This window comes from Agrobacterium albertimagni AOL15, from assembly GCF_000300855.1.
GTDB lineage: Bacteria > Pseudomonadota > Alphaproteobacteria > Rhizobiales > Rhizobiaceae > Allorhizobium > Allorhizobium albertimagni.
Genome location: NZ_ALJF01000004.1, coordinates 1 through 22,742 on the forward strand (window position 1 = coordinate 1; position 22,742 = coordinate 22,742).

At 61.4% G+C, this 22,742-nt stretch carries 15 protein-coding genes; 2 read left to right on the forward strand and 13 right to left on the reverse strand.

Annotation, left to right across the window (positions count from 1 at the left end; all coding sequences use genetic code 11):
- Window positions 1-738: 738 nt before the first annotated feature.
- The 7 genes from QWE_RS04730 to QWE_RS04760 all read right to left on the reverse strand — a co-directional run bounded on the left by QWE_RS04730 (window position 739) and on the right by QWE_RS04760 (window position 9,595).
- Window positions 739-2,196 carry a hypothetical protein gene (locus QWE_RS04730; RefSeq protein ID WP_006724947.1) on the reverse strand — a complete coding sequence of 486 codons (1,458 nt, stop codon included), beginning with the start codon at window positions 2,194-2,196 and terminating at the stop codon, window positions 739-741.
- Window positions 2,197-2,760: 564 nt separating this feature from the next.
- Window positions 2,761-5,979 (reverse strand): excinuclease ABC subunit UvrB, encoded by a 3,219-nt coding sequence (gene uvrB, locus QWE_RS04735; protein ID WP_006724948.1) that lies wholly within the window; start codon window positions 5,977-5,979, stop codon window positions 2,761-2,763.
- Between the two features lie 117 nt (window positions 5,980-6,096).
- Window positions 6,097-6,771 (reverse strand): tRNA (adenosine(37)-N6)-threonylcarbamoyltransferase complex dimerization subunit type 1 TsaB, encoded by a 675-nt coding sequence (tsaB, locus tag QWE_RS04740; protein ID WP_006724949.1) that lies wholly within the window; start codon window positions 6,769-6,771, stop codon window positions 6,097-6,099.
- A 21-nt stretch (window positions 6,772-6,792) separates the two neighbouring features.
- A complete protein-coding gene (locus tag QWE_RS04745; protein ID WP_006724950.1) occupies window positions 6,793-7,356 on the reverse strand; it encodes a NifU family protein in 564 nt (187 codons plus the stop codon).
- Between the two features lie 100 nt (window positions 7,357-7,456).
- Window positions 7,457-7,948 carry a universal stress protein gene (locus QWE_RS04750; protein WP_006724951.1) on the reverse strand — a complete coding sequence of 164 codons (492 nt, stop codon included), beginning with the start codon at window positions 7,946-7,948 and terminating at the stop codon, window positions 7,457-7,459.
- Window positions 7,949-8,021: 73 nt separating this feature from the next.
- Entirely contained in the window at window positions 8,022-9,086 is a 1,065-nt protein-coding gene (trpS, locus tag QWE_RS04755; RefSeq protein ID WP_006724952.1) for a tryptophan--tRNA ligase, read from the reverse strand.
- Between the two features lie 80 nt (window positions 9,087-9,166).
- Entirely contained in the window at window positions 9,167-9,595 is a 429-nt protein-coding gene (locus QWE_RS04760; protein WP_006724953.1) for a VOC family protein, read from the reverse strand.
- Window positions 9,596-9,845: 250 nt separating this feature from the next.
- Between QWE_RS04760 and QWE_RS04765 the strand changes: the two genes are divergently transcribed.
- The gene (locus tag QWE_RS04765; RefSeq protein WP_006724954.1) at window positions 9,846-10,265 is read left to right on the forward strand and encodes a YcbK family protein; all 420 of its coding nucleotides are present in this window, start codon (window positions 9,846-9,848) and stop codon (window positions 10,263-10,265) included.
- Here the strand turns inward: QWE_RS04765 and murJ are convergent.
- From murJ to mutS, 3 genes are all read right to left on the reverse strand, one after another.
- On the reverse strand, window positions 10,256-11,866 hold the full coding sequence (murJ, locus tag QWE_RS04770) for a murein biosynthesis integral membrane protein MurJ (protein ID WP_006724955.1): 1,611 nt from the start codon (window positions 11,864-11,866) through the stop codon (window positions 10,256-10,258). The two genes, QWE_RS04765 and murJ, sit on opposite strands and share 10 nt — an antisense overlap.
- Before the next feature lie 3 nt (window positions 11,867-11,869).
- Complete coding sequence (locus QWE_RS04775; protein ID WP_006724956.1) at window positions 11,870-14,695, reverse strand: [protein-PII] uridylyltransferase; 2,826 nt, start codon at window positions 14,693-14,695, stop codon at window positions 11,870-11,872.
- A gap of 91 nt (window positions 14,696-14,786) precedes the next feature.
- Window positions 14,787-17,438 (reverse strand): DNA mismatch repair protein MutS, encoded by a 2,652-nt coding sequence (gene mutS / locus QWE_RS04780; RefSeq protein WP_240532508.1) that lies wholly within the window; start codon window positions 17,436-17,438, stop codon window positions 14,787-14,789.
- A gap of 198 nt (window positions 17,439-17,636) precedes the next feature.
- Here mutS and QWE_RS04785 point away from each other — a divergent pair, with 198 nt between their 5' ends.
- On the forward strand, window positions 17,637-19,922 hold the full coding sequence (locus QWE_RS04785; protein WP_040299607.1) for an NADP-dependent malic enzyme: 2,286 nt from the start codon (window positions 17,637-17,639) through the stop codon (window positions 19,920-19,922).
- Here QWE_RS04785 and QWE_RS04790 read toward each other — a convergent pair.
- From QWE_RS04790 to lspA, 3 genes are all read right to left on the reverse strand, one after another.
- Window positions 19,919-20,836, reverse strand: a complete 918-nt coding sequence (locus QWE_RS04790; protein WP_006724959.1) for a LysR substrate-binding domain-containing protein — start codon at window positions 20,834-20,836, stop codon at window positions 19,919-19,921. The two genes, QWE_RS04785 and QWE_RS04790, sit on opposite strands and share 4 nt — an antisense overlap.
- Before the next feature lie 444 nt (window positions 20,837-21,280).
- Entirely contained in the window at window positions 21,281-22,111 is an 831-nt protein-coding gene (gene olsB, locus QWE_RS04795; protein WP_052018080.1) for a l-ornithine N(alpha)-acyltransferase, read from the reverse strand.
- Window positions 22,112-22,248: 137 nt separating this feature from the next.
- Window positions 22,249-22,740, reverse strand: coding sequence for a signal peptidase II (lspA, locus tag QWE_RS04800; protein ID WP_006724961.1), 492 nt, complete (start codon window positions 22,738-22,740; stop codon window positions 22,249-22,251).
- Window positions 22,741-22,742 lie beyond the last annotated feature (2 nt).

Sequence of the window (22,742 nt, forward strand, 5' to 3'; positions counted from 1 at the left end):
GAATACGTGACCCTCGCCCGGGGGATGCGGCTCTGGTCATTGGCGACCTTTGCCCATCATCCCCGCCGTTTTATCCGCCCCGCCGTCTGGTGATGTTCGCGACGGCGTGGGCGCCTTGTCTGTGTGCCTCTGAGGCACGTCCTTCCGATCGGGGTATCCGGTGATGAGGCATCCGACCCCGTCACCTTCGTTACCAGCCCCTCGTCCGGAGGGAGACCGTTGCAGCAGGCCGGGGATTTGTGCCTGCGACAGCACTCGCCCCCGGCGCCGGCCCCGCCTCGCCTGACATCGCATCGTCAGGTGTATCCGAGGGCGGGACGGGGATCAGGGTAAGGGGGTGGAAATGGGCGGGGATGAAAAAACTTTGTTTTGTTGATTTTGTTGGGGGATTTTTGGAATTCGTCCCCGTTTTTTCGGGAGATTGGGGCTCGCGCGGGGCCTATCTCCCCCCTTGCGGGGGAGAATGCGAAATCGAGGAATTGGCCCGATCAGGGCCAAACCTCAGATTTCGCAAGAGGGGGGCTTGGTGAGGATGGTGCCAACGGAACTGTGCCCCTCTCCTGGAAAATCTGAAGTTTAGGCGGCTTGCGCTCGCCTAAGCCTTCGATTTTCCGTCCTTCCTGGCTTGGGGGGCGCGATTCGTGCGGAGGGGGCGGTGACTAACGGTGTGGGAAACGCAGACTGGTGCAACTTCCTCTGAGATTGGGCGGATAAGTGCTTGAGAATCGCCAATTGACTTCAAAATTTGTTGATTCCGAGGATTTTTTCGATCTGCTTGCGGCTGTTCTCCAGCCCTCGTTTATCTCCCGGCGTTTTCGAAAGGGTGATGTTTTCAAGCCCGCCCATGCCTTTTACAGGTTCAAGTCGGATATGCTTATTGTCCGATTTCTCGATATACCCATGGCGTAGTAATAAGCTGCTTACTTCAGCAGTCATTCTTTTGGGGTCCCTAGATGCCCGTTTTAAGTCGTTGCAGAGCTCGCTTACGTCGTCTGAATACGAAGAATTTTTGAGTATTTCTTCAAGCATATGCTTGCTTCTTTTATCTAATCCATCGCTGTCAGCGTGCTTTAAGCAAGATTGTACGGCGAGGCGTATTCTGTCTGAAATCTCGTTTGGATATATTTCTGGAGACATCAGTTCGATGAATTCTCTGCTTACGAGAAACTCTTCTCCCGGGCTCGAGCCTTGGGTTGTGGTTATTGGCCTTTCTAGAAGTTGAGTTTCAAGATCATTTATCTTCTCATCTTTTGTTCGTATTTCTTCTTGGTAGATGTACTCAATTTCTTCAGCTGTTAGGCGCGTTCGCTCTCTGTTTCGTTGATCAATTAAGCAAGCCTCTTGGAGATTGAGCCAATCCCACCCCAACACTGGCATCTGGGAGCGCACTGATGTCGCGGCAGCTCTTATGGATTGCGATAATTCGAACCGGTCTACGTCGTTTCCACCAGAAAAGAAGCGACGCAATGTTCCGTAAGTTGGGGCGACTAGCGCGATGGTCCCACCATACGAGTTTTTGCCTGCCGTAGCATCGCGGAGTTTGAATGAGAACCCTCGAGAAGGTTCCACAACAACGTGCGCAACTCCACCAAGTTCATACGCTAGCTTCTCTATTGCAACTCTATCTAGCTGCCACTCATTTGGTTTCCTGGCTGATATGTAGACTATAGGAAGGAACTTGCTTGCCGTGGATTGAAATATTGAGGCAGCCCGTAGGACGTCTTGTTCGGATTCGCTCAGCCATACCGGCTTGTCCGATACCGGCAAGCTCTTGTCCGACGACTGCGAGCTGTCACCAATTATTGCCTTAATCAAAAACGGCTTCTTGGGTACGTCAGTCCTAGCAGTCGGCCACTTGGCAAGACACTGCGTTTTGAAACTGATCAGGTTGAGGTCGTTAGAAGGAAAACTGAATCTCAGCACCGCTTCAGTGCGCCATAAGCGCCCGTTGTCGTCTGGAATGTCATGACGAAAACCGATCGCTTTATTGCTTCCGTCATCAGTTAGCTCACGAAATATCAGCTCTTCATGGTTCGCCGAGCGAATGTGAGCGTGGCTCTTGTCGAGGTCTTTGCTGTCAAATTCATCAAGCACTTTACTGAAATTGTTTCCGCGAAGCCATGCTATGACTTGCGATAGGAACGCGGCTTTATCCACGCTCGATTTTACCGGAAATTCTGTTGCAAAAAGTGACATGAAGCACCCCTCCGTTCGAACAGCAACTTATCCGAGAGTGTCATTATAGCAACGGTGTTTCTTGTTGCTAACAGTCGAAGTATCTTGTGGATGGGGCGCTGTTGGACTTTCTCATTCGGAGTGGGCGCATTGTACTTTGCCTGAAAGTTCAGATGCGAAGAACGCAAAATTTCGGGCTCAATGAGGTCCTCTACGATGCTATATTTAGCAGTCGGTGGCCATAGTTGCTACATCCCCCACAACAACCTAACCATCAACACCGCCATCACACCCACCACCAGCGATCGCACGCTGCTGGATCGGCTGCGCCAGCCTGCGGTCATGTAACTGAAGATATCGGAGAGCAGGGCTGCGAGGTCTTGCATGGCGTCGGTCGGTGGCGATCACAGACGGTGTAGTCTGTTCCTGTCAAACCCTTCCCATAAGGGAGGGGATGCCCCTCATCCGCCCTTCGGGGCACTGCCGGCCCTTCGCAGCGCTCAGGGCGTTCGTTACTGCCATCGATTCACTAGATCGATGGCTTCGCTCCGCGAACCGTTCTCCCCCGCAAGGGGGGAGATAACGTCACCGCCCTGGCCGTCCCGTTTTCCCCTTCGTCCGGCCCTTGCGCTTCTGGTCCATCGGATCCTCGTAGGAGCCGGCGCCGGAGCGGGCGCGGATGATGGGGCGGGGGTCGTCTGACGGCCGTGAGCCTGGGGTACCCCCCTCTGTCGCCTGCGGCGACATCTCCCCCACAGGGGGGGAGAGCGGGCTGCGGCCTGGTTCGGGCTTCGGCTTTTCCGGCAGCTTGCCGGTCACCGGTTTTTCGGTGCGGCCGACGGTCATTTCGTCCAAGCTATTTTTACGAAAATAGCTTTTAACCAGTGGCGCGGATTCGCTGTCCTGTCCGGCTTCGCCGGGCAGGGCATCCGCGCTGGTGTTCTTGCGGAAATAGGAGGTCTGGGCCTCGTGGTTCGAGACGGCCCGTTGGGCCTCCTCACCATGAGGAGTAGAGGTGCCCTTCGGCATGGGGACGGCGCCGTCGGTGCCGGGGCCCATGTCGTCGAGGCTGGGTTTGGAGAAATAGCTGCCCTTGCCCTGCGGGACGCCCGACTTGTTGCGGCCGGAGGGGGAGATGCGGGGCTGCGTCGCGGCTGGGGTACCCCCCTCTGTCGCCTGCGGCGACATCTCCCCCACAGGGGGGGAGAGTGGGCCGCCGGCGTTGCGGGGTTTTCCGCGTCCGCCTTCGATGTCCTTCGCTTCCTGTTTCGCGATCGGGTCGTCCATGGCGGCGAGTTCGACGGCCTTGAGGCGTTTGATTTCGTCGCGGAGGCGGGCGGCCTTTTCGAAGTCGAGGTCGGCGGCGGCGTTGCGCATGTCTTTTTCGAGCGCGTTGAGATGGGCCTGGAGGTTGTTGCCGACGAGGTGGCCGCCATCGGCGAAGCCCTTGCCGGAGACGCCCGAGATGTCGGCGCGGACGTGGTCGCGCTCGTAGACGCTGTCGAGGATGTCGGAGATGCGGGCCTTGACGGACTCAGGCGTGATGCCGTGTTCGGTGTTGTAGGCCATCTGCTTTTCGCGGCGGCGGGACGTCTCGTCCATGGCGCGCTGCATCGAGCCGGTGATCTGGTCGGCATAGAGGATGACCTTGCCGTCGACGTTTCGCGCGGCGCGGCCGATGGTCTGGACCAGCGAGGTTTCCGAGCGGAGGAAGCCTTCCTTGTCGGCATCGAGGATGGCGACGAAGCCGCATTCGGGGATGTCGAGGCCTTCGCGCAGAAGGTTGATGCCGACCAAGACATCGAACGCGCCGAGGCGCAAGTCCCGGATGATCTCGATGCGCTCCAGCGTGTCGATGTCACTGTGCATGTAGCGGACGCGCACGCCTTGCTCATGCAGGTATTCGGTGAGGTCTTCGGCCATGCGCTTGGTGAGCACGGTGACGAGGGTGCGGTAACCCTTGAGCGCCGTTTCGCGGATTTCGCCGAGCACGTCGTCGACCTGGGATTTGGCCGGGCGGATTTCGACCGGCGGGTCGATGAGGCCCGTGGGGCGGATGACCTGTTCGGCAAAGACGCCGCCGGCTTCTTCCATTTCCCAATTGCCCGGCGTCGCGGAGACGGCGATGGTCTGGGGGCGCATGGCGTCCCATTCCTCGAAGCGCAGCGGGCGGTTGTCCATGCAGGAGGGCAGGCGGAAGCCGTATTCGGCAAGCGTCGCCTTGCGGCGGAAGTCGCCTCTGTACATGCCGCCGATCTGGGAGACGGAGACATGGCTTTCGTCGATGAAGAGCAGGGCGTTGTCGGGGATGTATTCGAACAGCGTCGGCGGCGGCTCGCCGGGCTTGCGGCCGGTGAGATAGCGCGAATAGTTCTCGATGCCGGCGCAGGAGCCGGTGGCTTCAAGCATCTCGATGTCGTATTTCGTCCGCTGTTCGAGGCGTTGGGCTTCGAGCAGGCGGCCGCCCTTTTCCAGCTCGGCGAGGCGGAGCTTCAGCTCCTCCTTGATCGACTTGATGGCGCCGTTCAGGGCGGGCCTCGGCGTCACATAGTGGCTGTTGGCGTAGATCTTCACCGACTTCATCTCGCCGGTCTTCTTGCCGGTGAGCGGGTCGAATTCGGTGATCGACTCGATCTCGTCGCCGAACAGCGTGATGCGCCAGGCGGCATCCTCCAGGTGGGCGGGGAAGAGTTCGATCGTGTCGCCACGGACGCGGAAGGAGCCGCGGACGAAATTGATGTCCTGGCGCTTGTATTGCTGGGCGACGAGGTCGGCCAAAAGCTGGCGCTGGTCGATGCGGTCGCCGACCGACATCTGGAAGGTCATGGCGGTGTAGGTTTCGACCGAGCCGATACCATAGATGCAGGAGACGGAGGCGACGATGATGCAGTCGTCGCGCTCGAGGATGGCGCGGGTGGCGGCGTGGCGCATGCGGTCGATCTGTTCGTTGATCGACGATTCCTTCTCGATGAAGGTATCCGAGCGCGGCACATAGGCTTCCGGCTGGTAGTAGTCGTAATAGGAGACGAAATATTCGACCGCGTTGTCGGGGAAGAAGTTCTTGAACTCGGAATAGAGCTGGGCGGCCAACGTCTTGTTCGGCGCGAGGATGACGGCGGGGCGCTGGGTCGCCTCGATCACCTTGGCCATGGTGAAAGTCTTGCCGGAGCCGGTGACGCCGAGCAGGACCTGGGTGCGGTCGTCATTCTTCAGGCCCTCGACGAGGTCCTTGATCGCGGTCGGCTGGTCGCCGGCGGGCTCGAAGTCGGAGGCCATGCGGATCTTGACGCCGCCTTCGGATTTCGCCGGGCGGTGGGGGCGGTGCGGCACCCAGAGCTCGCCATTCTTGAACAGCGGATTGCCGCTTTCGATCAGAGCGGTGAGGGCTTCCACGGTGGCGGTGACGGCGCCGGTGGCGAGCGATTCGGCTTCTTCGAGCGATACGTCCATGCCGGCGATCGGATTGAGGCCAGCGGCGGCGCGGGTCTTCGGATCGTTTGAGGCGCCGATCGACACGCCGCGGGAGGTCTTGGTCGAGGTGGTGTTCTTCGCGGTTGTTGGCTTGGCTTTTTCCAGCGCAAGTTTTTCGGCGTGGCGGCGGGCCTCGATCTCGATCTTCTTGCGGTGCTTGCCGGCTTTCGACGCGAGTTCCCGCTGGCTCTCGACCGTGGACGCTTCCGCTTCCGCCTCCAATTGCTTCACCCAATCCGAAACCGAGCCGGAGAGCGGCGCGCCTTCGAATGCGGTCTGCGGGGCTTCCTCGAAACCAGTCGAGGGGGTGGAGGATTTGGGAGACTTGGCCATGGCCGGAATATGGAGAAGCGCTGCGGCAAAGGGAAGGGGCCGGGCCAGGATAATCAGAACAAAAACGCAACAGGAAGAGGTGGTTCTTGCCAGCGTGGTGGCAGGAGGGAAAGGGTCTCAATGCTTGAAGACGTTGTCGCGATGCCAGCCAAGATAATGCGGGTGCGGCCGCAGATGTAGGGCATCCGGTCCCCTGAGATAGAGCGGCTTCGGCTTGCCCTGAGCTTTCGCCACTGCCGAAATGCGCGCGACGATCTCGATCGGGTAATGGTCGGGGCCGGTCTCGGCATTCCGGTCGACGACGAGGGCGGAGGCCGAACCGACGAGGACGACGCCGGAAGCGGCTGCGCGCGCGAGATAGTCATCGAGCTCGAGCAGCAGCGGCTCATCCTGGGGAACACCGTCCACAAAGCTTTGGGCATAGACCTGATCGCGGTGGGCATTGATCGCGGCAAGGATCGCCCCGTCGGTCGTCGATGCCGTCTGCGAAAGCACTTCCAAGGTGGAAACACCGACACAATCTACGCCGAGCGCAAGAGCCAGGCCACGGGCGGACGCGACACCGACACGGATGCCGGTGAACGAGCCGGGACCGACGGTCACGCCAATGCGCTCGATATCGCCGAGCGTGAGCCCGGCTTCAGCGAGCGCCTCGTCGATCATCGCCATCAGCCGTTCGGCATGGCCACGACCAATGGCTTCGCTGACACGCCCGAGCAGCTTGTCCGCCTTCGAATCAAAAACGGCGGCTGCGCAGTCCACACCCGCCGTGTCGATCGCAAGAACGATCATGTCGTCTCCAGTCCGGTCAAATCAGACCGCTTCGACTTCCTGCACTTCCGGAACGAAGTGGCGCAGCAGGTTCTGCACGCCATGCTTCAGGGTTGCCGTCGAGGACGGGCAGCCGGCGCAGGAGCCCTTCATGTTGAGGAAGACCTTGCCGTCCTTGAAACCGCGGAAGGTGATGTCGCCGCCATCCTGGGCGACGGCGGGGCGGACGCGGGTCTCGAGCAGTTCCTTGATGGTCGCTACGATCGTCTCGTCGCCGGCATCGAAGAATTCCTCATCGGTGTCGGTCTGTGCCGATGTCGAAGCCGTTCCCATGACCGGCGCGCCGCTCATGAAATGCTCCATGATCGTGCCGAGGATTGCCGGCTTCAGGTGGTGCCATTCCGGACCGTCTTTGGAGACGGTGACGAAATCGTAGCCAAAGAAGACGCCGGTCACGCCCGGGATCGCGAAAATGCGCGCCGCAAGCGGTGAAGCGCTCGCGCTGCCGGCATCGCGGAACTCGGCGGTGCCGGTTTCCATGACCACCTTGCCGGGCAGGAATTTCAGGGTCGCCGGGTTCGGCGTGGCTTCGGTCTGGATGAACATAATGGCCTCCGGGCGGTGAATGCACCGCTAAAGATTAGAATGTTTCAAAAATAGACCCTGCAGGCCCCATCTTCAAGACGTGATCGGCAGGATGCTCAAATTAGCAAAGCGCGTCGATTTCCTCATTGGTCAGCGTATCCGGCAGGACCGTGACCGGGATGGGGAAAGCGGCAGCGCGGCCAGCAATCATCGAGACGAGAGGGCCCGGACCTTCCTTGGTCGAGCCGGCTGCGAGGACGAGGATCGCGATGTCGCGGTCTTCCTCGATCAGACTGTTGATCTCGGGATAGGCGCTTCCCTCACGGATGATAAGCTCTGGTTCGATGCCAATGGTGTCGCGCACGGTCTGGGCAGCCTTGGCCATGATGGCCTCGGCCTCTTCCCGGGCTTCCGCGCGCATGATCTCCTCGACACCCAGCCACTGCTGGAAGTCGCCTTCCGGGATCACGTAGATCAGCACCAGTCCGCCATTGGAATTCTTGGCGCGGCGGCCAGCATAGTGGACCGCACGCGAGCATTCCGGGGTGTTGTCGATCACCGCCATGAACTTGCGGCGGTGACCTTCAAGACGTGACAGACGCGTTGAAACCATTGAGAACCCCGCCGCCGGACCGATGACATGTGACGCGGGCGGGCTCCGGGCGGACCCGCCAGCGACCGAGACCTTATCGCACGAAGCCGATGATGTCGCGGACTTCGTTCATGGTCTTTTCGGCGCGGGTGCGGGCACGCTCGCCGCCGTCGCGCAGGACCGCATCGATGTGACCGGGGTCTTCCATCAGGCGACGCATTTCGGCATTGATCGGGCCGAGTGCCGCAACCGCCAGATCGATCAGTGCCGGCTTGAAGACGGAGAACTGCTGGCCGCCGAACTCAGAGAGCACATCGGCCTTCGACTTGTCGGCAAGGGCTGCGAAGATCCCGACGAGGTTATCGGCTTCCGGACGGCCTTTAAGGCCTTCCGTCTCGCTCGGCAATGCGTCCGGATCGGTCTTGGCCTTGCGGATCTTCTTCGAGATCGCGTCCGGGTCATCCATCAGGTTGATGCGCGAGAGGTCAGACGGATCCGACTTCGACATCTTCTTCGTGCCGTCCTTGAGGCTCATGACGCGCGGCGCCGGGCCATCGATCAGCGGCTCGACCATCGGGAAATAGGCATGCACCGGCTCTTCGCCGACCTTGATGTCGATGCCGAGCCCCGTCGGCTTGATCTTGTCGTGGAAGTCCAGGTTGAACTTCATGGCGATGTCCCGGGCGAGTTCCAGATGCTGCTTCTGGTCTTCGCCGACGGGCACATGGGTGGCGCGGTAGACGAGGATGTCTGCGGCCATCAGGCTCGGATAGGCATAGAGACCGAGGGAGGCCTGCTCGCGGTCCTTGCCGGCCTTGTCCTTGAACTGCGTCATGCGGTTCATCCAGCCGATGCGGGCGACGCAGTTGAAGATCCAGGCGAGTTCCGCATGCTGCGGCACCTGGGACTGGTTGAAGACGATGTGCTTCTTCGGATCGATGCCGGCGGCGAGGAAGGCGGCCGTGATCGAGCGGATCTGGGTCGCCATGTCCTCGTGGACGAGCTGGGCCGTCAGCGCATGCAGATCGACGACGCAGTAGATGCAGTCGTTGTTTTCCTGGAGCGCGACGAACTTTCTGATGGCACCGAGGTAGTTTCCGAGATGGAGGTTGCCGGTGGGCTGAACGCCGGAGAAAACCAGCGGCTTGAACTCAGTCATAATAATCCTCAACAGGCTGGTGGAGGGCCCGATCCTCTGATCGTGTCGGTCACGGCTTATGCACGGCGGACCGGGCGCAATCAAGCGCTCACTTCGGCGGACAAGGAAGGCTCTGCTGGCGCCGGCTCGATCAGGTCCCAGAGATTGCCATAGGGATCCTGGAAGACGGCGACGGTTCCATAGACCTCACGACGCGGAACCTCCTTGAACACGACGCCCGCCTTCACGAAGTGCGCATGGTCACGGGCAAAATCATCCGTTTTCAGGAAGAAGCCGACGCGACCCCCGGTCTGGTTGCCGATCGCGGCACGCTGGGCATCGTTCGACGCCTCCGCCAGTAGAAGCGAAGCGCCATCGGCACCTGTCGGGCGCACCACCAGCCAGCGCTTGCCCCCAGGCTGCACCTCGTCCTGCACACAGTCGAAGCCAAGCCCGTCGCAGTAAAAGGCCTTCGCCCGATCATAGTCGTCGACCACCAGACTGACGAGAAAGAGGGCATTTCCGCTCATATTGCAGCACATTCGGTTCGAGGTGTGACATGAAAACGCGCGATGTCACGAATAGCGAAATTTCCGCCCGGAATCGAGGCGTTTAGGAAATAAGCCGGCGCTTCACAGATTGCTCGATTTCGAGGTCCCGGATCGCCATTTAGCTCGAATCGAGCAAGACGCACCAAATTTGACACATTTGGGGGAATAAAAAACTGCCGTTGGCGATCTGGATCGCTGAAAACAACAATTCCATTCCAGAAGGTTTCTCATGCGCACATTGTTTCGCGTCGCGCTCGGCTGCGTTCTTTCGCTCGGTCTCCTCTCCCCTGCGGAGGCCGTGGAGAAGAAGAAGCGCCACTTTTTCATGAAGCACGACACCACTGTCGCCTATACGCTGCAGCGGGTCAGCGTCAAAGCCAACTGCTTTCCCGACGAGTTGAAGGCAATCCTTGCGCATATCGCCAAGCAGACCGGCAAGAAACCGGTCGTGACCTCAGGCCATCGCCCGCGCTCCGGCCGTTCGCAGCACAGCCACTGTTTTGCAGCGGACATTCGCGTCCCCGGCGTGTCCGAGAAGAAGATCGTGGCGGCCGCCCGCAGCGCACCCGGCATCGGCGGCATCGGGCGCTACTGCAACGGCATCGTGCATGTCGATATCGGCCCGAAGCGCACCTGGAACTATTGCTGATCCTGATCGGCCGGGCTGACAACGGCCTCGTCCGCTGTCTTTTTCCTGCGCTTGAGGCTGCGGAGCACCAGACGCCAGTCGGCGCCACCAATCAGGAAGGCGATGCCGAAATAGACCGGCATGGCAATGGCAACCAGACCACCCAAAGCCAGCAACTGGTCGAAGAGCGGGCTTGATGGTGAAAGCCAGGCAGCCCAACGATCGGAAAGGTAGACGAGCAGTCCGGCCATGATGGCGGAGGCGATCATCAGACGCAGGGTCCGCGTCACAAGCGACCACTCGAAAACGAGATGGCCCCGCCACAGCAGCACTGAAAACAACAGGATGGTGTTGGTCCAGCCGGCGGCGGCCTCAGCCATGGCGATGCCGCTTTCCTCGAAGATCGGGAAGAGCGTGATGGCGAGGCCCGTGTTGAGCGCGACCGAGACCATGGTGAAACGCATCGGTGTCTTGGTGTCCTCACGGGCGTAATAACCCGGCTGCAGAGCCTTGATCAGCACGAAGCCCGGCAGGCCGATGCCATAGATAGCGAGGATCGACGCAACCACGGCGGTATTCTGCTCGGAAAAGGCGCCACGCTCGTAGAGCACGCGGATGATTTCATCTGACAGTACCCAGATGGCGGCAGCGGCCGGCAATGTCAGAAAGAGGACGAATTCGATCGAGCGGTTCTGGAGGGTGCCTGCCTCCTTCATATGCCCGCCCTTCAAGGCACGGGCAAGCTCGGGCAACAGCACGACGGCCACCGCAACCCCCACCACGCCCAGCGGCAGCTGATAGATACGATCGGCATATTGCAGGGCGGAGATTGCGCCCTCTTTCGTCGAGGCGATGGCCTGGCCGATGAGCTGGTTGATCTGGGTGATGCCACCGGTGATCGCGGCGGGCACGGCCAGCACCAACAGGCGCTTGACGTTGGGGGTAAAGCGCGGACGCTTGAAGCCGACGCGAATGCCGGCATGGCGCACGCCGAGATAGACGACGGCCATCTGCAAAAGGCCGGCCCCCAGCACGGACCAGGACAAAGCCCAGGCGGTCGCGGCGGGATCAGCCCCCGTCCATAGCGCCCAGCCAAGCGCACCGATCATCAAGATATTGAGGAAGACGGGCGCAATGGCGGCGGCAAAGAAGTGGTGCAGCGAATTCAGCATGCCGCTCAGCATGGCCGTCAGCGACATGCACATCAGATAGGGGAACATGACGATTGCGAGGCGCACCGTCAGGTCGAACTTTTCCGGGTCATCGGCAAAGCCCGGCGCGATAATCCATTCGACGAGCAGCGGCATGGATAGCTGCATGCCGATCGTCAGGATCAGAAGGACAGAAAAGAGAACTCCGAAGACCTCTTCGGAGAACCGCTTGGCGCCATCAATGCCATTCGCCTCGATCTCCTTGGCAAAGAGCGGCACGAAGGCGGCGTTAAAGGCGCCCTCAGCAAAAAGGCGGCGGAAGAGATTGGGAAAGCGGAAGGCGGCATAGAAGACGTCGGCAACGGGTCCTGTGCCGAGGGCCGCCGCCATCAAGGTTTCGCGCGCAAAGCCGAAGACGCGGCTGCCGAGCGTCGCACCACCGACCGTCATGAATTTCTTGACGAGGCTCATGTCTCAGGCCCGTGCCTTCTTCGGCACCGGCGCAGCGCGCGGTGGCGGCGCGATGATGCCGGAGGGCATGTTGTCCTTCAGTTCGTCAGGCTGTTCGGTCATCACAGGCTTCAGGCGGTTGGCAATGTTGACCTGCCTGTTCTCGTTGGTCACCTTCTGTCCGACGAGATCGGTGACATAGAAGGTATCGATGACCTTTTCCCCGAAGGTGGTGATGCGGGCCGAATGGATGTCGAGAGACAGGTCCGAGAGAACCGCTGTGATTTCAGCAAGAAGACCGATGCGGTCGAGGCATTCCACCTCGATGACGGTGAACTTGTTGGACAGCGCATTGGAGATGCGGACATCCGGCTGAACCGGGAAGGTCTTGTTGCGCTTCTTGCCCTTTGTGCGGGTGGCGATAACCTCCGGCAGGCGTTTGCGGCCCGAGAGCACGTCCTCGATCATCTTGCCGATCGTGGCGGCGCGCCGCATCTCGTCCTCATCGATCGGGAATTCCCGGTTGATCAGGATCGTATCCAGCGCACGGCCGTCCGATGTCGTGAAGATCTGGGCGTCGGCGATATTGGCGCCGGCTGCTGCACAGGCACCGGCAATGATCGACAAAAGACGCGGATGGTCGGGCGAGAGCACCGTAATCTCGGTGATCGCGTGGAACTGGTGAGTGCGCACCATGGTCGCCAGCGCCTGACCCGACTTGTCGGTCTGGCGAATGAAATGGGCGTGACGGATCTGGTCCTCGAGGTCGACCGAAAGCAGGTAGGGCTCATAGTGCAGCTTGGTGTAGGTGCGCTGATCCTTCTGGCTCCAGCCTTCGAGCGCCTGGCTGAGTTGCTCGGCGGCATGCTTGGCGCGCTCCTTGCGCGAGACCTGCGAGAAGCCACCCGAGAGCAGGAGCTCGGTCTCGTAATAGAGCGTGCGCAGCAGCTGGCCCTTCCAGCCATTCCAGACACCGGGACCCACCGCACGGATATCGCAGATGGTGAGCACCAGCAGCATCTTCAGGCGGTCGAGCGACTGCACCTTTTCGGCGAAATCGGTGATCGTCTTGCGGTCGTGCAGGTCGCGGGTCTGGGCGACCATCGACATCAGCAGATGCTGGTCGATCAGCCAGGCGACCATCTCTGTCTGCTTGGGCGATAGGCCGAGACGCGGGCAGAGCTTGCGGGCGACCTTGGCGCCGGCAATCGAGTGATCCTCCTGCCGGCCCTTGGCGATGTCGTGCAAGAGGACCGCAACATAGAGCGTCTGGCGATCTTCGATTTCCGGCATGATCTTGTTGGCGAGCGGATGGATTTCCTCCGCCTTGCCTTTGTCGATCTCGGAGAGAACTTCCAGCGTGCGGATCAAGTGCTCGTCGACCGTGTAGTGATGATACATGTTAAACTGCATCATCGAGACAATCTTGCCGAATTCCGGCATGAAACGCCCGAGCACGCCGGCCTCGTTCATGCGCCGCAGGATGAAACCCGGATCCCTGCGCGAGGTCAGGATCGAGAGGAACAGGCGGTTTGCCTCCTCGCTTTCGCGGAACTCATTGTTGATCAGCGACAGCGAGCGTGTGACGGCTTTCAAGGCATCAGGATGGAATTCCAACCCGTTCAGATCCGCCACATGGAAGAGGCGCATGATCGACATCGGGTCCTTCTTGAACACGCCAGGATCGGCAAGCGCAATGCGGCCGCGATCGTCGATGAATTCACTGGCGCCGGGGATCTTGCGGGGGCGGTTGGCAAACCGGCCGATCATACCGCCGATACCGGGGGCGGCCTTGGCCTGCTGGTCTTCCAACGCTGCAGCGAAGATCCGGGTCAGGTCGCCGACGTCCTTGGCCACCAGGAAGTAGTGCTTCATGAAGCGCTCGACGGCCGAAAGCCCCGGGCGCGCCTGATAGCCGAGGCTCTTGGCGATCTCCGGCTGGATATCGAAATAGAGCCGCTCTTCCGGCTTGCCGGTCAGGTAGTGCATGTGGCAGCGAACCGCCCAGAGGAAATCGTCGGCCTTCTGGAAAAGGCGCCATTCGTGGCGTGAGAGAACGCCAAGACGCACCAGGTCGTCGGTGTCGCGGACGTGGTAATTGTATTTGGCGATCCAGAAGAGGGTCTGCAGATCGCGCAAGCCCCCCTTGCCTTCCTTGACGTTCGGCTCAACCAGATAGCGGCTGTCACCGGCCTTGCGGTGGCGCTCGTCGCGTTCGGCAAGCTTGGCGGCGATGAATTCAGGCGCCGTACCGGTCGTTACCTCCTGGTCGAAGCGGCGCTGTAGCTCGGTGACCAGAGCCTCGTCGCCGCAGATATGGCGGGTTTCGAGGATCGCGGTCCGAATGGTCATGTCCGTGGTCGACAGGCGGATGCATTCCTCCACCGTGCGGGTGGCGTGGCCGACCTTGAAGCCGACATCCCAGAGCAGATAGAGGACGAATTCGACCGCCTTGTGCATGGCGGGGCCGGCCTTGGGCGGCAGCAGGAATAGCAGGTCGATATCGGAGCCTGGCGCCAGGGTTCCGCGGCCGTAACCGCCGACGGCGGCGACGGCCAGACCGTTGGCGTCTTTCGGATAGACATGGGTGCGAGCGAAATCGAAGATCACCGAGATCAGCTGGTCCTGGATCCAGGAGATGCTGTTTGCGCAGTTGAGGCCACTGCCATCCTCGAAGAGCTTCAGCCGCGCCTGTTCGCGAGCCTCGGCAGAGGCCTTCTTCAGGATCGGCAAAAGCTTCGAGCGGGTCTCCAGCATGTTGCCGCATCCCGCCTCTGCGATGGTCTTGCAGGACGCACGGAGCGCGTCGATGTCGAGGAGATCGTCGAAGGCAAGCTCTGCAGTGGCCATGGGCGCGGCATCATCTCTTGGGACCGGGGAATCAACCGGAATGGGTGGCGCTATAGCGCTTTTCGGGCGCGATTGACAGGCACTCTACCGGTCAAGGCTTGCCAAGTTGTTTCTTCAGATCATAGAGCGCATCCAGTGCCTGGCGAGGTGTGAGGTCGTCAAGATCGAGTGACCGCAGGGCCTCCTCGACCTTCGACGGGCCGGATTTCTGGATCTCCTCGCGGCGTACGGCGACCTGAAAAAGCGGCAGGTCATCGATCAGCTGGGCGGCCGGGTTCTTGCGGTCGCTGTCTTCGAGGCGGGTCAGAACTTCCCGGGCGCGGGCAACGACGGCAGCCGGCAGGCCGGCCAGACGGGCGACCTGGATGCCGTAGGAGCGATCGGCGGAACCGGGGCCCACCTCATGCAGGAAGATGACGTCGCCGTCCCATTCCTTGACCCGCATCGTGACGTTCGACATGCGGGCGAGCTTTTCGGACAGTGCTGTCAGCTCATGGAAGTGGGTAGCGAAGAGCGAGCGGCAGCGGTTTGCCTCATGCAGGTGCTCGACGGCGGCCCAGGCGATGGAGAGGCCGTCGAAGGTGGCGGTGCCACGACCGATTTCGTCGAGAATAACCAGCGAGCGGTCGGTTGCCTGGTTGAGAATGGCGGCGGTTTCCACCATCTCGACCATGAAGGTGGAGCGGCCACGCGCCAGATCATCGGAAGCACCGACGCGAGAGAAGAGGCGATCGACAATCCCGATATGGGCGGCACCAGCGGGCACGAAGGAGCCCATCTGGGCAAGGATGGCAATCAGCGCGTTCTGACGCAGGAAGGTCGACTTACCACCCATGTTGGGACCGGTGAGCAGCCAGATGGCGCCGGGACCTTTGGTATCCGAGGGCGAGAGATCGCAGTCATTGGCGATGAAGGGGCTTGCTGCCTGGCGGCGGAGCGCCTGCTCGACAACGGGATGGCGGCCGGCGGTGATCGCAAACATCCTGGAATCATCGACCAGCGGGCGGCAATAACCCTGCTCTTCCGCCAAGGCCGCTAGGCCTGATGCGACATCGATGACAGCGAGTGCGCGGGCAGCGGCCTTGATCGGTTCTGCGGCCGCAACGACCTGGCTTACCATCTGATCGAAGGCGGCAAGTTCCAGCGACAGGGCTTGGCCTGCGGCGTTCGCAAGGCGGCTTTCGAGGTCGGCGAGTTCGGTGGTGGTGAAGCGCATGGCATTGGCCATGGTCTGGCGATGGATGAAGCGGGCTTTCGCTTCGTCGCCCTCGGTCATCGGGCCGGCATTGCCTGATGTCACCTCGATGAAATAACCGAGCACGTTGTTGTGCTTGATCTTCAGCGACTTGATGCCGGTTTCCTCGGCATATTGCAGCTGCAGGCCGGCGATGACGCGGCGGGACTGGTCGCGCAGAGCCCTAAGTTCGTCGAGTTCCGGGATCGCGCCGTCGCGCAGGAAACCGCCGTCGCGCTTCAGGAGCGGCAGTTCGTCGGCAAGCATCGCAGCGAGGCTGGAGCCAAGATCGGCAGGTAGCGCCGCGAGATCAGCAAGAGCCTCAGACAGTTCCGTCGGCAAGCGGGCCGGATCCAGCAGTCGGCCAACCTCGGCGGAGGCTGCGAGACCGGCGACGATGGCGCCGAGGTCACGGGGACCGCCGCGGTCGAGCGCCAGACGCGAGAGCGCGCGCGGCATGTCAGGCACGCGCTTGAGCGCATCACGCAGGCGGTCGACGAGCAGACCGTCTGCCAGAAGATGGGCGATCGAGTCCTGGCGGTCGGCAATCGCGTCCGGATCGGTCAGCGGCGACATCAGGCGCTCGGCGAGCAGGCGCGCGCCGCCGCCGGTGACGGTGCGGTCGATGGCCTTCAGGAGCGAGCCATTGCGATCGCCCGAGAGCGTCTTCACCAGTTCGAGATTGGCGCGGGTGGCGGGGTCGATGAAGAGGGTGGAGGCCGCATTCTGCCGTTCGGGCAGACCGAGCGGCGGGCGCTCGGAGATCTGGGTCTTCTCGACATAGGCAACGGCTGCAGCGGCAGCGGCAATCTCGGCGCGCGAGAATGCGCCGAAGCCATCGAGCGTTCCCACACCGAAGTAACGCGCGATGCGGCCTTCAGCACTTGCACTGTCGAAGAGCACGCCGGGCTGGGGCACGACAACACGGCCGAGGACGTCGAAAGCGGGCTTCAGCTCTTCGTCGTGGAAAAGAGTATCAGGCACGATCAGCTCGCGCGGCTCGATGCGCAGGATATCGGCGAGCAGGCGGGTCTCTGTCGTCTCCGCGAGGCGGAAGATGCCGGTGGAGATATCGATCCAGGCGAGTGCCAGCTGCGGGGCGGAGCCGCCCCGGATACGGGCGAGCGCCATCAAATAGTTGGATTCGAAGGGCGAAAGGAGCTTGTCCTCGGTGATCGTGCCCGGTGTCACGAGACGCACGACGTCACGCTTCACGACCGACTTCGAGCCGCGCTTCTTGGCTTCCGCCGGATCTTCGATCTGCTCGCAAACGGCGACGCGGAAGCCGAGCGAGATCAGCTTCTGCAGATAGTCATCGGCCGCATGCACCGGCACGCCGCACATCGGGATATCCTGGCCGAGATGCTGGCCCCGCTTCGTCAGCGTGATGCCAAGCGCGCGGGAGGCATCGACCGCATCCTCGAAGAAGAGCTCGTAGAAATCGCCCATGCGATAAAAGAGCAGGCTGCCTGGGTTGGCCGCCTTGATCTCGATGAATTGCTCCATCATCGGAGTGGCCGTCGCGCGGCTCTCCTCCGAGGTCAGCTCGGCGACGTTCAGGACATCACTTTGGGTGGCTTGATATAGCGTCACGGGCTCAATGTTTTCTTGAAAAGGAAGTCGTGCAACACTAACGACTTAAGGCGAGGAAAAACAACCAGGATGGGCCGGCGATCGCCCGCTGCCCACAACAAGGTGAGGGGAAGCATGGCAAACGAGAAGACGACCGGCCGGACGAAAGTCTCGGTGACGGAACAGGAAGCGCTGGACTTTCACTCCCAGGGCCGCCCCGGCAAGCTCGAGATCACCCCGACCAAGGCCATGGCAACACAGCGCGATCTGTCGCTCGCCTATTCTCCCGGCGTTGCCGTTCCCGTGAAGGCGATCGCCGCCGATCCTGCCACGGCTTACGACTACACCACCCGCGGCAACATGGTGGCCGTCATCTCTAACGGAACTGCGATCCTTGGCCTTGGCAATCTCGGGGCGCTCGCCTCCAAGCCGGTGATGGAAGGCAAGTCTGTTCTCTTCAAGCGCTTCGCCGATGTCGATTCGATCGATCTCGAAGTCGATACGGAGAATGTCGACGAATTCATCAATTGCGTGCGTTATCTTGGCCCCTCCTTCGGCGGCATCAATCTCGAAGACATCAAGGCGCCCGACTGCTTCATCATCGAAAGCCGGCTGCGCGAGCTGATGGATATTCCGGTCTTTCACGATGACCAGCATGGCACGGCGATCATCGCGGCTGCCGGCCTGATCAATGCGCTGGAACTGACCGGGCGCGACTTCAAGACGACGAAGCTCGTGTGCAACGGCGCGGGGGCTGCGGCGATTGCCTGCATTGAGCTGATCAAGGCCATGGGCTTCAATGGCGAGAACATCATCCTCTGCGATACCAAGGGCGTGATCTATCAGGGCCGCACCGAGGGCATGAACCAGTGGAAGTCGGCGCATGCGGTCAAGACCGACCGGCGGTCGCTGAAGGAAGCCATGGTTGGCGCCGACGTGGTGTTCGGCCTATCGCAGAAGGGTGCTTTGTCCTCGGACATGATCGCCTCGATGGCTGACAATCCGATCATCTTTGCCATGGCCAATCCGGACCCGGAAATCACGCCAGAAGAGGTCGCCGAGATCCGCTCAGACGCGATCATGGCGACCGGGCGTTCGGACTATCCGAACCAGGTGAACAATGTTCTGGGCTTTCCTTACATCTTCCGCGGTGCGCTCGATGTGCGTGCCAGCCAGATCAACGACGCAATGAAAATTGCGGCTGTCCGGGCACTCGCCGATCTCGCGCGCGAGGATGTGCCTGACGATGTGGCAGCCGCCTATCAGGGCGAGCGGCCGCGCTTCGGCCCGCAATACATCATTCCAGTGCCCTTCGATCCGCGGCTGATCTCGGCCATTCCGGTGGCTGTCGCGAAGGCGGCGATGGAAAGCGGCGTGGCGCGCAAAGCAATCGAGGATCTCGGCGCCTATGCGCACGAGCTTTCCGCCCGCCGCGACCCGATCGCAGCGGCCACACAGCGGATCTACGAGCATGTGCGCAGCCACCCCAAACGCGTCGTCTTTGCCGAGGGCGAAGAGGAGCAGGTGATGCGCGCGGCCATCTCCTTCGTCAACCAGGGGCTCGGCACCGCGATCCTGCTGGGCCGCGACGAGCCCTTGAAGGCGACCGCCGAGCGGGCGGGGATCGATCTCGATCGCCCCGGCATCGAGGTGGTCAATGCCCGCATGTCGACGCGAGTCGAGGCCTATACCGAATATCTCTATGCCCGCCTGCAGCGAAAGGGCTACCTGCATCGCGATGCGCAGCGGTTGATCAACACCGACCGCAATCACTTTGCCGCCTGCATGGTGGCGCTGGGGGATGCGGATGCCATGGTGACCGGCACGACGCGCAATTATTCGACGGCACTCGAGGACGTACGCCGCTGCATCGACACAGCCCCCGGCCATCGGGTCATCGGCGTGTCGCTGGCGCTCGCCCGTGGCCGCACGATCGTGGTGGCCGATACCGCCGTGCACGACATGCCGACAGCAGACGAACTGGCCGATATCGCAGAAGAAGCAGCCGGCGTCGCACACCGGCTCGGACTGGAGCCGCGCGTGGCGTTGCTGGCCTATTCGACCTTCGGCCATCCGACCGGCGAGCGCTCGGAGCGGGTGCGCGAGGCGGTAAAAATTCTCGACCGACGCGGGGTCAACTTCGAATACGATGGCGAGATGGGTGCCGACATCGCCCTCAACCAGCACCGGATGGAGCAGTATCCGTTCTGCCGCCTTTCGGGCACAGCCAATGTGCTGGTCATGCCGGCGATCCATTCGGCGGCGATCTCGACCAAGATGCTGCAGGAACTGGGCGGGCTGACCGTGATGGGGCCGCTGCTCATTGGCCTCGAAAAGTCGGTACAGATCGCGCAGATGGGCGCAAAAGACAGCGACATCGTCAACATGGCGGCAATCGCGGCTTATAACGCCGCAGGCTAAGCGAAAACCGGAGCGGCTTTTGCGAGCCGCTCCATATCCTCCTCGATCTCGCGCTTCAGCCAGCGCTTGAACTTCTCCACCTTGTCGGAACGTCGAGCAGTCTCCGCTGTCACGAAGTAATGGCCGAAGCCGGTTTTGACGGCCGGACCAAAGGGCGCGACGAGCTGGCCGTGCTGTAGCTGGTGCGAGGCGATCGTCTGCCAGGCGAGCATTACCCCCTGCCCTGCCATCGCCGCGTCGAGGCAGAGCGAGGCTTCGCTGAAGGTGTGGCGTGCCTTGATCTCGGCGCCAGACAAACCAACCTCTGATAGCCAGACATCCCAGGTGAACATGGCTCGGCCATCGATGACCTTCGGCAGGTCGAGAATATCGGCGGGTTGGCGCAGCTTTTCAGCCATAGCCGGGGTGCAGAGCGGGGCCACGCGTTGCTCGAGGATGAGTTCGGCCTGGAAACCCGGCCAGTGGCCGCGTCCGACACGGATCCTGAGGTCGACATCGGTGTGACTGGCATCAGTCAGCCGGTCATTGGCATCAATGCGCAAGCTGATTTGCGGAAAGCGGTCGGAAAAATCAGCAATGCGGTGCACCAGCCAACGCGCCGCAAAGACCGGGGCCACCGAGATGGTGAGCAGGCTGTCGTCGGTTCGCTTCGCGAGATCCACGGCGTCAGAGAGATGACGCATGCCATTGGCAAGGCGGGCCAGAATGTCATCGGCCGTTTCCACCGGGACCATGCCACGGCTCGTGCGCTCGAAGAGCGGGCGGCCGAGCTGCTGCTCGGTCTTGATGACCTGCTGGCTGACGGCCCCGATGGAGACGCCTAGCTCTTCCGCCGCCGCCTGGAGCGAGCCGAGGCGGGCAACGGCTTCGACGGCACGCAGACCGTTCAGATGCACCTGATTGAGATTCTTCATATAGGAAAGCTATAGTCGACAGCGGTAAAACTCAATTGAATTGAGGATCCCGAAAGCAGAGAAACAGGCAACACGGAACTGATCGTGCCGTTCATTCGGCGCAGGGAGGGACTGCCATGTTTAAGCTTTCCTGGATGAGACCACGTAGCCGACAGGGCTGCCACGAGCAGGACTGGCGGCATGATCCGTTGGGCCATCCCGCTGTGCGCGAGATGAGCCTCCGGGAGCTGGCCGACCTGCCGATGGTGGCGGAAGTTCCGATGCGGATGACCAGGGTCGAGGTGACGGAAGATCGTCAACGACGAGTCAGCCGGCTCCAATCAGCCGGATGCGCTGTTTCGCGATGATCGCCGTTGTGCAATGCATCGGCTCCGCCCCCCATCCCCGGTGCAACGAGCTGCACCTGAGCGCTCTGCGCCACCTTCTCCCGATGGCGAGAGAGGATCAGCTGGCGCTGGCGAAGCGGCCGGCGTCGGCGCCGTAATAGTTGACGTAGCGGCCGGAGATGCTCGAGATCGGGAGGATGATCAGGACATCTGTGGTGTTGAAGGCCTGATCGACGACCGCGCCGTTTCCGACCATGGCGCCGAGGCGCAGGTAACCCTTGATCAGCGGCGGCATCGAAAACAGCGCGCGGCGAGCATTGACCGCTTCCGACGGCATCAAATCCATTTCACGGTAGAGATGCGGGAGGGCATCGACGGCCCACTCACCCTTGGCCACGGCGTTGTGGTGCAGGAAAGAAAGTGCCAGCGCATGCTCTTCCGGCTGAGTGCCGGGGAAGGAACCGCAGCCGAACATGGCGTCGATGCGGTGCTGCAGGGCATAGGCCCAGCAGCCCTGCCAGAGCAGTTCAACCGTGCGCTTGGTGCGGTACTGCGGCAGCACGCAGGAGCGGCCGAGCTCCATGAAGCGCTTTTCCGGATGGCGGGCAACGAGCGCGTTGACGCCGAATTCGGAGCCGGAATAGAAACCGCCATGGGCGATCGCCACTTCGTGGCGCAGCAGGCGATAGGTGCCGACGATCTGGTCTTCGGTGTCGCCATCGATCGAGCGGTCGAGAACCAGGAGGTGGTCGCAGAGACTGTCCCAGCTGTCGACTTCCCGACCGCGGCGGGCATCTTCGACGCAGACCTGCGCCTTCATCTCCTCGACGAAGACGCGGTAGCGCACCGCCTGGGCGGCGTCGATTTCGCGCTCGGTTCGGGCAATGCGGGTCTCGAGGCTGCCGATCCGGCCCAGGAGGTCACGCGAAGCGGAAAGCCCCAGCGGCATACCGGCCGGGTTTTCCAAAAGAAGGTCTCGTTCGATCAGTTCCACGCTCATGGGATCTATCCAGCGTTGAAGTCACGGCCTTTAAACACGAGACTGCTACAGGAAAGTGACAAAACTTCGAACAGCTTCACCGCCTGTCAAGCTTCCGGCGGCTTCGGCTTGCGATGCTGGATGATCTCGTCGAGGACGATGCAGATCGCGCCGATGGTGATAAAGCTGTCCGCCAGGTTGAAGACCGCGAAGGACCAGGTGTCCGTGTAAAACAGGATGTAATCGACCACATAGCCATAGGTGAAGCGGTCGATGATGTTGCCGAGGGCGCCTGCGATGATCATCGCAAAGCCGAGATGGGCGAAATGCTGGTCTGGCCCCGTCTTGCGCCAGAGCCAAAAGACGAAACCGACAATGACCAGGCGCAGGCCGATGATGAACCAGCCGTCGAGATGGGACAGCATGGAAAAGGCGACGCCCAGATTATGCGTGCGGTAGAGTGCCCAGAACGGCAGAACGGGGATCAGCTCGTGCATCGGCAGATAGACTTCCACCGCATATTTGATCGCCTGATCGAGGATCAGCGCAACCGCAATGAAGGTGAGAACCGGCAGCGGCCGGTTGAAGGCTGCAAGCATGG